General features: G+C 43.2%; 10 protein-coding genes. 1 reads left to right on the plus strand and 9 read right to left on the minus strand.

From position 1 onward, the window contains the following. Positions 1-176: 176 nt before the first annotated feature. Positions 177-572: an H-NS histone family protein gene (locus tag HHX48_RS17675; RefSeq protein WP_191026627.1), complete on the plus strand. Its 396-nt coding sequence runs from the start codon at positions 177-179 to the stop codon at positions 570-572. 39 nt (positions 573-611) lie between these two features. On the opposite strand, the gene HHX48_RS17680 is transcribed toward HHX48_RS17675, so the two are convergent. From HHX48_RS17680 to HHX48_RS17720, 9 genes are all read right to left on the minus strand, one after another. Beyond that, positions 612-3,677, minus strand: a complete 3,066-nt coding sequence (locus tag HHX48_RS17680) for a hypothetical protein (protein WP_191026628.1) — start codon at positions 3,675-3,677, stop codon at positions 612-614. A gap of 21 nt (positions 3,678-3,698) precedes the next feature. Next, a complete protein-coding gene (locus HHX48_RS17685) occupies positions 3,699-4,295 on the minus strand; it encodes a hypothetical protein (protein ID WP_317983520.1) in 597 nt (198 codons plus the stop codon). Positions 4,296-4,304: 9 nt separating this feature from the next. Then, positions 4,305-4,679, minus strand: a complete 375-nt coding sequence (locus HHX48_RS17690; RefSeq protein WP_139758190.1) for a hypothetical protein — start codon at positions 4,677-4,679, stop codon at positions 4,305-4,307. Between the two features lie 54 nt (positions 4,680-4,733). Further along, complete coding sequence (locus HHX48_RS17695) at positions 4,734-5,099, minus strand: hypothetical protein (protein ID WP_223858532.1); 366 nt, start codon at positions 5,097-5,099, stop codon at positions 4,734-4,736. A gap of 180 nt (positions 5,100-5,279) precedes the next feature. Continuing rightward, complete coding sequence (locus HHX48_RS17700; RefSeq protein WP_191026630.1) at positions 5,280-6,224, minus strand: hypothetical protein; 945 nt, start codon at positions 6,222-6,224, stop codon at positions 5,280-5,282. 241 nt (positions 6,225-6,465) lie between these two features. Then, entirely contained in the window at positions 6,466-6,861 is a 396-nt protein-coding gene (locus HHX48_RS17705; protein WP_191026631.1) for a hypothetical protein, read from the minus strand. A 20-nt stretch (positions 6,862-6,881) separates the two neighbouring features. Further along, complete coding sequence (locus tag HHX48_RS17710) at positions 6,882-7,226, minus strand: hypothetical protein (protein ID WP_191026632.1); 345 nt, start codon at positions 7,224-7,226, stop codon at positions 6,882-6,884. Positions 7,227-7,536: 310 nt separating this feature from the next. Next, a complete protein-coding gene (locus HHX48_RS17715) occupies positions 7,537-11,712 on the minus strand; it encodes a hypothetical protein (RefSeq protein ID WP_191026633.1) in 4,176 nt (1,391 codons plus the stop codon). Further along, positions 11,702-12,640, minus strand: coding sequence for a DotH/IcmK family type IV secretion protein (locus HHX48_RS17720; protein ID WP_191026634.1), 939 nt, complete (start codon positions 12,638-12,640; stop codon positions 11,702-11,704). The genes HHX48_RS17715 and HHX48_RS17720 overlap by 11 nt, the downstream gene beginning before the upstream one ends. Positions 12,641-12,642 lie beyond the last annotated feature (2 nt).

The raw sequence follows: 12,642 nt of genomic DNA on the forward strand, positions 1-12,642 counted from the left end.
ACTCACATTATCTTCACCAACCACCAGCAGTTTAGCCTTTCCGGCTTTATAGTGATTACACTTAGCGCATTTCAACTTTTACTCATCGCGTCAAATTTAAAAAGTCTTGGATTTATCATGTATTAATGTAAGCATAGCGAAATATATATGCTTATAAGACATTTACGATAATCCTTATGACTGATTTTACCGATACGTTAACCCACCAAAGAAAGCTTCAGGCAGCAACCAACGAACTGACAGTCGAGCAGCTCGAAGACATTCGCACAAAGCTTGAAAACATCATTGAAAAGCGACGCGAGAAGGCAGCGGCACTGGAAGCTGAAAAAGCAGAGAAAAACAATAAGATTGAGAGCGTGCTGGCGCTTCTTCAAGAAGAGGGGCTCTCTCTTGATGATTTGACAGATAGCAATAAACCTTCGAAAAATACCGGCAAGAAACGTCCTATTAAGTATCGCCTGGTTGACGATCAGGGGAAGGAACATTTGTGGACAGGTATTGGTCGGATGCCAAAGGTTTACAAGCAAGCGTTAGATAACGGTAATCAGCTTGAAGAATACGAAATCAAGTAATAACGATATATACAAAAAAGGGGCTTTCAAGCCCCTTTCTTATGCCGCGTTTGGAATGTAGTGGTGTTTGTAGTAACGCATATTATCGGCCACTATCGCATCGAGGATCCCTGCTTTAGTAACACCTTCCTCAAAATCCTCTTCAATGCCCAAATGTTTACGCCTGGCTTCAATATCTTCCTGAAGAGAACCGCCCGGGTACCGGTGAACAAGCAGCTTCATCGCTTCACTTTCTCCTATTCTTTGCGCCAATTGTTCAACGACGTAGGTGTCAGTACGCGTTGAATTAACGCGCCATAAGAACTGTGGGCCGAATGTAGACATCATCAGCTGTTCAAGCCAACCATCGTCAGTATCAAATATGCCAAGCATCGTCGCACCACGTTTTGAAGGCTTTTTGAGACTGTTTTTTAAGTGATATTCCATTGTTGGACTAAGCTGAAACTCTTCAACAATAGATTTAACATTTTGAGCAGTACCTGAGCCTAAAATGATTATGCTAGATGCCAGTCTTTTAATATCAGCAGGAAATGCATCTGCTAATTGACTTGCAAGGGTGACATCAACACCCCACTTACGCCCCTCAAGTACGGCTGTAATAAGCTGCAAAATGAATTCTGGCACTTCACTACCACGATGAATCTCATCAGCACAAAAGCGTTTAACAGTTCGCTGTAAGCGCTCAACGTCCAGCTTGTGATATTTGCGATAATCAATCTTGTAAAGGCCAACTTCTGCTTCCATTTCTTTTAATGAATCTGGTCCCTTGTACATGTCAGTTGTTAATACATGATATGCCAAGGTATAAAAAAGTGTTGTGCGACGCTGTCCTTCAATTCCTCGCCCTTTAGTGACGTCATCAAGATCTAACGAAACAATCCTGGATTGGCCTATGTCAAAAAGCGTTTCGCCCCCAAGAATTGGATAGGCATTAACAGCTGCACGAAGTTTTCTTGAAACGTAACTGGTTATCGGCTCTTGGCTTAACGTTTTTGCATCTACAAATTCATCAGCAATCCGCGGATCCGAACAAAGTGAATTTAGATAGGGCACTGTAGGGACTGCGTATCGTTGCGCCAACGATGCAAGACGGGGCTCATCCTGAAGATAAAGGAAGTCTACAATGTCCCACCAGATTGGACGCTTTGCTTCTGATTCAAAACTGTATTTCTCTAAAGCTTCATCTACCTCTTCACATAAGCCTGGAACGTATGTATGAGCGTGAAGGCGTTCAGACAAACGCTTGTATGCCAAGTCAATAAGGCCATTTATCACATCCAGCGTACCTTCAGGTGGCGCCGAACCATCATCTTGAGCAGTTAATGATGAGACCAAGTTTAATATTGTAGAGCGATGGCCAGAAAGTGGATAACGTAGACCAAGCTGCGTATCCATGGGATTGATGCGATTTTCTTTCGTATTTTGAAGCCGGTTATATGCAGCTAGGTGCTGTTTGCTCAATGGAAGAAGAGATTTAACAAGCTCAACAAATCCTTTGGAGCCGGGGCCAATATCTATCTGACGAATATAAGGTATTTCTTGGGCGTCAGGGTGCAATAAAAGAGAAAAATTATCACCCGCCAGCTCAACTGTTTTACCAAATCCCATTGGCCCAACGATCATTTTCGTCCAGTGAGACTGTTTAATTGAGTAGGGCTGCACAGGCATTATTTTGCCACGTATGGAGCGCATAATACGCGAGCCTGACTCCCATACGCTTGCCGGCTGAGTAATGGGTAGCAAACTGATTGTATCGGACAAGGTATAGGGAAGCGGTTTTGCTGAGTTACCCCTGGTCAAGCCAGGAATACTTGATAGCACTGATTCAACAACATCACCCTCCGCTTGCGCCGATTCAGCATGTCCCCAAGATTGAAGGATTCGTGCTATTTGTTCACGCCGTTTTTTGGCAAGACTAACATCACCATCATACGCCCATGTGCAAATTGAGATTCTTAATTGAATAATTTCTTCACCGGCTTCACGAAGGGCACGGAGCCGCTCTGATACCTCAATTATATGTTTATTGTTCGGCGTGCCACCCAATTTATCGGTAATTCGAAGAAACGAAGCCATCGTCTCTTGAAATACCGTTAAGCTTATTCCATCAGCTGACATATCAAACGTTATCCTGCAAGGTATGTCAGCTTTTTTTAATTCCCTGTACAGTATATTAAATGGTTTAGCTTTTTGCGGGGCAAATGAAACAGATAAGGGGGCATATACAGAGTCTCCGACTGTTGCTAAAGAGCTTTCGACAATCTCCATCTCACGAGACATTATCTGATCGGCCAGTTTTGGTACACCAACCATAGAAAAGTCCCCTTTGCGTGACTCAGGCAACTCCATACTATGGTTATCACCGGGCAATTGGACCTTATAGTTAAGGTCCGTCCATGCGCTATCATAGGCGAGGCGCATATCAAAAGTGATCTCATGGGTGTCCAGTAGGCGACAAAAAATATCATTATTGCGAAACATCTCTCGCAAATTGTCGAGCAAAGTAAGATGTTTGTTCGCATAGTATTCAGCACCGTTCGCGATAGACTGGCACTTAGTCATGAACGGCATGCCCTCAGCCTGATTTAATTTTAGTTTTTGCAGCTCCTTACTTTCAGTTGGTGTTAGGTTGCGCACTTTCGTTTGGACAACAATATAATTGCGTTCACTGTGACAAAATGCTGCATTAGCTTGAATGTATTCATCAATAAGACTGGTATCTATTAATCCAAGATTCTTTGCTGTCTTTCTGGCATTGGCTCCGAATACTTGCTCCAACTCTTCCTCTGTTTTATCAGTATCCATCGAGAAAGAGTGCATTATGCGGTGAGTACCATTGCCCAGATAAGCTTTAAATTCAGCTTCTATCGAAAGTACCAGCTCATCCAGCTTATCAGCGCCAACGACTTGCCTGGAGCCGTCAATACGTATCGCTGATATAAGTGAACCATCATCTTGTATCAAACAGTGCTTACCAAAAACGGTATCTAGTGACACATGGTCTTTAGGGCTTTGTTTAAGCAGTTTTGACGATACTATCTGGGCAAGTGTTTCCCACGTAGAGAGTGCGCGTTCCGCGAACGTATTAGGGTGGTTATACAACATGAAAGGTTCTCTTGAATTAGATTACACAGGCTTTGCAAAGTAGTCAGGATTGGTCCGGTACCAATACTGAAAAACATGACGATAAGTGGCTCGGGAAGGAAAATAACGAAGGTGCTTAAATATTTTTGATGCTTCAGCCTCAAAATTACGGCGTACGCTTTTTAGTGCATTTACTGTCTGCTGAGTTGAGCCTTCATCCACCATAAACAGGTAGTCTTTTTTAGAGGCCTGCATTCGCTGAAATTTCGCTTGAACTGCATTAGCCCCATGCTGATAAGGAAGCTCTTCAATTATCGCGGTATTTAGAATGCGAGCGGCATTGCTCAACTGCCCCTGAGTTATGTCGGGGGCGTGTAGAATTAAACCATGATTTGTTGTGCCATTTACTGTTCTGCCCAAACGCAGCGCTGAACTGCAAAGCGCACAAAATACTGTGGGCCTGTCCTTAAAAACTATCACTTCCATATAGCCACTTACGACCTCTGGTGATGATTTTGAAACAAAACCACAGCAAGCACACGTAAATTCAGATTCGTTTAAAATTTCCCATTCACGCCGGGTTACCTGATAATTCAGGCTCTCCGGCATTGTAGGGCGATCTGGAAGATTTAAAATCACCGGTTCAAGCTACCGTGACTGTTCGATGAGCGTTTTTGTTTGTCTAACCTCTTCGCTACTACCGAAAAACTGAGAATTAACCGCGAGTATAATTCCAAAAGTGCCGGCCAGAAGTCCGCCCCCACCAATTTTTCTCCAATGGCTTCCACTGCTTTCCTGACCGTTTCTACCTTGGACTAATCCAATAATTCCTGCAGCAGCAGTTAATATTCCAATAATAAGCAATGCAATTTGGATTGCTTTCCATACACCTAAACCACCAGCGCTGGCGTTATCTCCCATACAGCCGATGTCACAATCGTTATTGGCCTGGGCTACAGTTGTAAACATAAAAAGTAAAACTGAGGATGTTACTCGCTTCATTGTTTTAGAACTTACTGTCATTTTTTTACTACCCTTTTTTTAAATTAAATAAAAAACACAGAGATATTAGTTGCGTTAAAAAGTTAGATATTCAGTACCGTATCGCCCCTGACCAAGAGTCATTGATAAAGCATCTACGAAATAAGGAAAGGCAACACAGCAACCAGCCAACCCCCATAGGACCAACGCCTCACTTACCCATTTTTCTCGACGATTGTGGGCACCTGTAGCACCAACATAGATAGCTTTGGCAACCAGTACCCACGCAAAAAAAGTGATATAGGTGGTGATTGCGTACAGGCCCACCCGAAAGTCATCATTGGATGCATAAGGTGAATAAGACTGAAGAATTACCGGATTGGTTGAACGCCTGAAAAGCGTATAACTGGCCACATTCAAAACCGTCCCAAGAGACAGCATCAATGGCCCCAAAAAAATCATGAAATAGCAGCTACCAGGTGCTGACTGCTGTGCCTTATTACTTTGTATTAATAGCGTTACACCTTTTGATGTGACTACTAGGCCGGTAATAGCGCTAAAGACAACAACTGCGCTATATAGGCCAGGAAGAGCCCGAGCAATAGAGTGAAGCACTTGTAAAGCGGCAGAGTAATCCATTTCTTAGCCTCGTTTGAGCAAGCAGCTACCGGCTTTGATCGAATTTGATTGGGCGCTCATCACTGTTACCTGGCCGCAATTTGGCACATCGACACCGGGTTTAACTCTAAGCTTTTGGCCAGTTACGGTATTTACGATAAAGCCAAGTTTGGCGTTGAAGTTAACTAGCTTTATAACCCATGGGGATTTCTCAACAGCGGGCTTACCTTCACCTTTGAATCGACGTGCATGAGTCGGCTCTTTGTCTTTTGCGGTGTCAGGTTCTGAGCTTAATTTCCACTCTTCCAGGGCCTTGGTACGATTAGCCAGCCAACCGTAATTTTTTGTATTTGTATCAACATCAGTAGCAATCTTTGATAAAGAACCTGTGACTGTAACCAGCTTTTCTTTTACATCTTCAATCCCAGCACTTGGACCGCTTGTTGCTATCATCAACACTTCTTGTTCCAGCGCATCGACACGCTGAAGTAATCGGTTGAGATTCTCATTTAAACGCTGGACTGAGGCTTTGTTTAACTCCCCTGCCTGTAAGGCAGCCTCAGCTGATTGTTTGAGATCAGTTGTTTGACTCCGGTTATTAATATTGACTGTTTGCGCAAGTTCTTTTACTGAATCTGTTTGGGCTTGTAGCGAAGCAAGCTTTTGCTCAAGAAGGTTCTGGCGATTACTATTGTCTTTGAATCCCGGCAAAGACAAATTCGAGACAGCCTCATAAAATTTATCTGGCCCCATTGCCGTAACAGTTACCCCAATTCCTATTGCAACAACTGCAGAGCCAACAATGTACTTGCTTTTATACCAAGCTGACAGGCTGCGCTTAACTGGTTTGGCCCTATCAGCTGTCTGTTCACGCGGTGTCTCGTTTTGCTCGTTTGGAAACGGCGTTACGGATGCAAGACCATCGTCTTCATCTGATGCAAAATCTGGATTAAATTTCTCTGCGCTCACTGCATGTGCCCCGCTGTTTAACTTATGGGGCTTAAGTTAAACACTCGAACGGGCGCTCTCAACGAAATAAGGTCAATAAATCGGGAAACTAAAAAACTACAACTTTAAGGCTTTACGTGAAGACGAAGCAGGTGGGAGCCTGGTGAGTTTAAATATCGCTATCCTTGCTATTGAATGAACCATGATATCTCAAGGTACTATTCATCCAGAGTGAGAACTGGAGGGAAGTGCTGTTTAATATTTATTTCTGTGGTAGGCGTTCGCCATCAACTTCAAAGTCTACCATGCCATACCGCACACTGGACTCTTTTTCTAAAAGGGCTATAAGTGCATCAAGTTCTTCTGAGCTACTTGAATGCACTTCTATTTGCCAAATGTTAAGTTCACTAATATTGCCGATGACTTTCCCATTAACAATCGTAGCCAGACGTAGCGCCTCGTTGGCATTAAAATCAGTTTTTAATGCAACATGTACATAACTACTAACTATTTTGTTACCGAATTCATCCTCAATAGATGAACTTATATGGCTAGGTGACAGATCTCCTGAAAAATCATTGCCGTCACAACCCAAAACAAAAAAACAGGTATAAAAAATAATTGTACTCGGCTTTTTTAAAAAACCTCTTTTAAACATTATCAATAACCCGATATTACCTAATGCGTAGGGTTTTGCTCTTTAAGTTGCTGCCGGTCAAGGTATGGCGTCTTGACGTTTAATGGCGGCGGCGTTGGAGGAATAGGCCTATTAAGAATCCTTATTTTATCTAAAATAATTCCGCTAATCACTGAACCACCAGGTCGCTTCTGCTTTTCACTTTCCAGAATTGAAGTTAAAAGCTCGCTCTTACCACCTCTTTGAATAAAACCAAAAACGTCTGAAATTTCACCTTTAAGGCTTTCATACTTTCTAATGTGCTTAGAGTTTTCTGTTTGCAGTCTAGCTACCGACTCCTTGTGATCTGCAGCAACTTTCGAATCCAGCTCGGCCTCCATTTTCATTCGAGATATTTTTCTATTTAGACGATTGATATGTATAAATGAGACTGTCAGTAAGAAAAGAGCAAGGAAAATAATTGCTAGTAGATACATTTTGGATGGTTTAGCTATGAAAAGTTGCCTTCAAATTTATCATTAAGCCAATACTGTGGCTAGCAGCAACATGTCCTTGAAATATAATTCAAATATTATTTTATAGCTCATACCAGCTATTCATTACTGCATTATCCTGACTAAGCAGAGCTGTAAGAAATATTTTAGCTCTGCTTACAATAGCCATAATGTGATTCTTATTATGGCTACAGACTCCCAATTAATGCTTAGTGGGTAAATCTTTATCTGTAATGTGAGTAAAGATTTTCATTACCATTTCTGTATTTTGAGGGATTTTCACAGTGACCGGACGATTTACGCGCTCTGCCAGTGATGGTAGCAGTGCCCGGCCAACTTCCCCAACCCCCTGTAATGCAATCTCCGCATAATTTAGACCTTCAACGATTGTCGTTGTTGAGGTGCTTCCCGGGATACTATCTGTTATTTGAGTGCGATCCTGAGAGTTAGCAACACCGTCTGCAACGCCAGTTCCAAATGACGCAAGGAATACGCCCCCAAACCGATACCAGAAGTGGTCGTCAACTTCTGCAGCCATACCTGCTGATGCTGTGGAAGGGTCTAATGCCAGCCCTTCAGTGCTGAAGCATTTTAATTCCAAAGGACAGATCTGATTAAATTTAAGAACTGCATTGTCGTAAACCAAATCCACTATTGCGTATGCTTTTGCCAAATGTAATGGATGGTCTGGAAAAGGCATATGAATCTCAACTTCGAGCCGGTCATTAAAATCGGTGTTAAGCGCATGGGTTGTCGCAACAAAGAATGTTGAGCCAGTAGGTTCCACAATTTGTGACTGGGGCCCTATACTTTTAGCTCCAGTGTTGCTGTCACTGCCTACAGGACTCACCTGAGTACTTTCTTGAGAAGGCATTCCCGGGACTTTAGCGGTAGTAACATCGGTAGGCTTGAATGTCGGTGTTATATTCTTTTCATAGCTTTTAGCTGTTTTTTCCATTGCGGCAATATAACTAGCCACCCGCTCACCAAACCGGCTTCTAGCGGCTTGGTCAACTGCACTTAATTTAATTTTCCCATCATCTGTTTGCGTCTCTTCAGCTTGTTTACCTAAATCTTTGTTTTCCTCTGTATCTTTCGAGGATACGTTTGTAACATCACTTTTCTCAGCTGGCTCTTCAGGTAAAGATGGGGGAGTGACATTATTCTCTGAATCCTTAGCTAAGCCATCATCAGATAATAAGTCTAAGTTGCTCAGCGTTACGGGCTTCTCATCGATAATTATACTATCGCCATTTGCTCCAACGACTTGTCCTCGGCCATCAAGGCGTAGTCTCTGGCCTCTGTATCTTATGGGTCGCTTTAGTCTATCCACCAGCTGATTTGTCGCATCTACATAGACATGTTTACCATCGCGCAAAACTGGCTTGCCGTTTTCATCAACTACTAGCCCTTCCTCTGACTTGTAATATTCAGTACCTGGAATTTTAGTAAGTTGCTTTGAGCCGGCCAAAAGCTTTCCGTCCGCGCCCAAAGCGACGCCTTGAGCATCCACCGGTGTTATACCGCTCGCTTTTTTCCCGTCTTTGGTAATAAACTCACCAGCTTCACTTAAATACAGAGAGTTACCACGAGGGTCACGCAAAGGGTTACCGTTCTCATCAATCAATCGACCTGTTTCAGGGTCAATCTCAATAGCTTTACCATTATATTTGAAAGGCCTTCCCTCTTTATCGAGAAGTTTTCCATCGCGTGTAATATACACGTCCGAGTCACCAATTTTCTTCATCGCAGAGGTGACCGGTTTACCATTACCAAATATCAAACGACCGTCACCATCTTCAAAGATAGCCTCCTTAACTGGCTCGCCATCCTCTGTAATGATTTCACCCTTATCATTCATGAATAAAGGGTTACCCTTTGAATCAGTGACAATATTTCCATCTTCATCGTAAATTCGGCCGTCAGCCCCAACTCTGACGTTTTTACCCTTATAAGTGAGAGGCTTGCCATTCTTATCAAGAATGTATCCATCTTCAGTTTTGATAAAGCCGCTTTCATAGCTGCGACCTAAAGGGTTTACTGCCTCAAATCCACCATTGGCTATTGTTGAAAGTGCGCCTTCATCCCATGGCGATATCGCTTCTTTCCCTGTTTTATCTTTAAGACGCATATTTTCATCAAGATACAGTTCACGACCATCACCCCCTTTAACTGCCTCACCATTTGCGTAAACCAAAGCGCCATCCGGGCGACGGTAAACCTGCTTTCCATTGTGGGTAAGTGGCTTTCCATTTAAAGTAACCAGTTCTTTAGGCACTGAAGCTGATTTATGATTACCCGATCCATGGGAGGGATTCGTCAACTGATCGTTTATCGCTGCATCAGGCACCCCAAACTCATTTTGTACCGTTCCGTCAGGAGCGACCGTTAGCAAAGAACCCGACTCATCTCGCAGCTGATTCCCATTTTCATCCAAAAGAATATTACCTTTGCGAAACACCGGCTTTCCATTCCGGTAAACCTGTTTACCATCTGGCCCCAATAGCGGCTTGATAACATCAAACTGTTCTGTCTTAGGGTCAATTTTTCCACTTTTGGTGCTAAACCCGTGCATTCCTGATAGCTCACCATTTTCATCAACGATAAATCCTTGCTCGTTTAAGCGAAGTGGACCACCATGCTCATCAAAAATGGGATTTCCGTCTGCATCAAAGAGCTGGCCATTTACTCCCTCAAACACAGCTTTACCATTATAAAAAAGTTGCTCTCCTGATTTGCTGAGGACTGGCTTGCGAGCATCTCTGTCCATCATCATTTCGCCAGTAGAAGATAAGACAATACCTTCACTGGAGGTTAGATCAACGCCAATCTGTGCCAGTTTGTTATCTTTGGTCACAAACCGGCCCAACTCATCTATATAGAGCCGATTACCCTGTTTATCTGTCACAGGCGCTAAGTCGTAAGTGCGTAAACCAATGAGTTTATTTGGAAGGTAAGTATTAAAGTCGAGAAACATGTCCTTGTGTTTGAATAGCAGAGGTTTACCACCTACAGATGCTAATAATCCATCACTTGAAATGAAAACATCAGATGTGCCCTTTTGTGAAAGCTTACCAGGTCTGGAAAGCAGGTGGCCATTACGGTCATAAGCGACACCATTGCTATTTTTCAATAAACCAGACTGGACACTTCCCTTGCCGATATCCACACTTAGCCTGCCATCGTCTTCCAATAGCACAGAAGCGTTTTTATGGTTTTTCAGGTTGGTTGCGCCTGATAACAGCCTCTGGCCTATGCCCAGTTTTACAGAGGCAGAATAGTAAGTGATTGCCCCAGAGAACCTATCTTTAAGATTTCCGTTATCATCAAGCAGAATATCAGAGTCACCCACTCGGCGAAGATTGGTCAATGGCTCAGTCAGCATTCCAAAGTTATCAATCATAATCCCATTGAAGGAAAAAATTATCCCGGGCTTAGTGAAGGTCGTTCCGGTGTTATCCACCAAGTGACCGGCATTTGACTGAAAAACTACGTTGTTTTCCCATCTTGCCGGAACACCGCGAGAGTCGGTTATTTCTCGCTCTCGATTACGAAAAACGAAATTGCCTGAGTGTCGAATTGGTCTTGCATCTACAGTTACTAGTTGTGACTCGCTAGTTATATAGATGTCAGTTGTATCTACTTGCACCATGTTTCCGGCTCTATAGGCGAAATATCCATTAGCAAGCAGCACAACGCCATCATGAGTTAACAATTGTCCTCGCATTGGGATAAGATTAGTTTCTTTATCAATGATTTCACCATCCACACTTAAGAAGAGCTCACCAACACCCGCCATATCGACTGGCCGATTGTCTGACCAAACAATGCCCCCGCTATCAGACAATTTTACGTCTTGACCATGAAGCTTTAGTTTTTGCTTATCGTCAGAAACCAGGTACCGATCTGCGGCAACATAAATATCACTATCACCAATTTGTGTTATCAGGTCGTTATCACTATCAAACTCAACGCCGGCACGCGACAAACGCGCATGAAATTCGGCATCTGACATTGTGCACCCACATGTAGAGACATCGGCATCTCCCCCGGCTATTGGCTCTGGCTTCTTTCCATCTATAACAAAAGGAATATGTACACCGTTCTGCGTCCGGATTGCTCGGTCGTAATTTTCTTTATTTTTTTGCTCAACAGCTTCCTTATAAGCATTCGACTTTTCTGCACCAACATTCACTACAGAGTTAGATGGTGTTGCCTGAAGCGGCGTTTTAGCGCCATCTTCTTCGGAGCTCGTGACAATAAAGAATATGACAAATGCTAAACTAACAGCGAAAAGAACGCCGCCGGCAACAAACAAAAAGGGGCGATTTGAAGGTGCTAGCAAAGCGCTGGTGTACTTATTGATTTTATTGCGCATAACTGACGCGCTCCTTTTGAAAATAGACAGACACTGCATTGCCGTTGTCAGTAGTGAAAAGCAAAGATGGGAGGTAGGAAATTTCATAAGCGGTATAACCGCCTGGACCATGACGCACGCTAAGAGGATCTACCCCGTGCACATGTAAATTAGTTAAAATATAAAGTAGGTTACCGCGCTGCCAGGCGCTTACATCCTGATGGGAGCTTTGTAATTTCTTAAATTCATTCGGTAAACCGACCCCTCCATGAAGTACCTTTTGCATATATGGCTCATTGGACATCATCGCGTGGTTATCATCTGATATAATATCCTTTGATGTATTGGGCCCGAGTTGGGGGATTTGTAGAGTCAATGACGAATGATATTTCTGTTTGTCTGCCACAAGTTCAAGCGTAATCAATTCATCTATGCCTTTAAGCCCAACAGTCAGATTTGAAGACCCGACCCGAAACTTCCCATTCACACGAAGTTTATTCGAGGTTTCGCTGATAACCTGCTTTACATCAAATTCTCCCGAAGAGCCTGTTGTTTGGTACATTACCGGCCAGACGTTACCTGCCGCATCAATAAATGAAACATGGGTATCCCAACCCGGTGTGATATAAATTCGATATGGTTTAGCTGCAGGTGAGATATCAAGTGCATCGACTTTGCGTATGGAATCTGCCGGCTTTTGACGTTTCAACGCTTCGGCCTCTGAACGTTTTCTCTCAACATATTGCCTGAGCTGCTCCGGCGTCATTTTGAAATTTCTTTCTAGAAAGATTTCAAAGGCCAGATCCTTCATTTCTTCATCTGTTAAGTCAGTTGCCTGAGCTTCGTCTGTATAAGGGACGACATCAGCCGGAATAGGATCTTTATTTTGATTAGCCTGTGCACCAGTGGCCAAGACCAGAGCGAGGAAAGAGAACGCTTTAAGTTTCATAT

The sequence above is a fragment of the Salinimonas profundi genome (assembly GCF_014750655.1).
In the GTDB taxonomy this organism is placed as follows: Bacteria; Pseudomonadota; Gammaproteobacteria; order Enterobacterales; family Alteromonadaceae; genus Alteromonas; species Alteromonas profundi_A.

Coding starts and splice junctions, on each gene's coding strand:
- HHX48_RS17710 (WP_191026632.1), bottom strand. CDS start 7,226: ATGAAAATGGAGGCCGAGCTGGATTCGAAAGTTGCTGCAGATCACAAG.
- HHX48_RS17705 (WP_191026631.1), bottom strand. CDS start 6,861: ATGTTTAAAAGAGGTTTTTTAAAAAAGCCGAGTACAATTATTTTTTAT.
- HHX48_RS17720 (WP_191026634.1), bottom strand. CDS start 12,640: ATGAAACTTAAAGCGTTCTCTTTCCTCGCTCTGGTCTTGGCCACTGGT.
- HHX48_RS17675 (WP_191026627.1), top strand. CDS start 177: ATGACTGATTTTACCGATACGTTAACCCACCAAAGAAAGCTTCAGGCA.
- HHX48_RS17690 (WP_139758190.1), bottom strand. CDS start 4,679: ATGACAGTAAGTTCTAAAACAATGAAGCGAGTAACATCCTCAGTTTTA.
- HHX48_RS17715 (WP_191026633.1), bottom strand. CDS start 11,712: ATGCGCAATAAAATCAATAAGTACACCAGCGCTTTGCTAGCACCTTCA.
- HHX48_RS17680 (WP_191026628.1), bottom strand. CDS start 3,677: ATGTTGTATAACCACCCTAATACGTTCGCGGAACGCGCACTCTCTACG.
- HHX48_RS17695 (WP_223858532.1), bottom strand. CDS start 5,099: ATGATTTTTTTGGGGCCATTGATGCTGTCTCTTGGGACGGTTTTGAAT.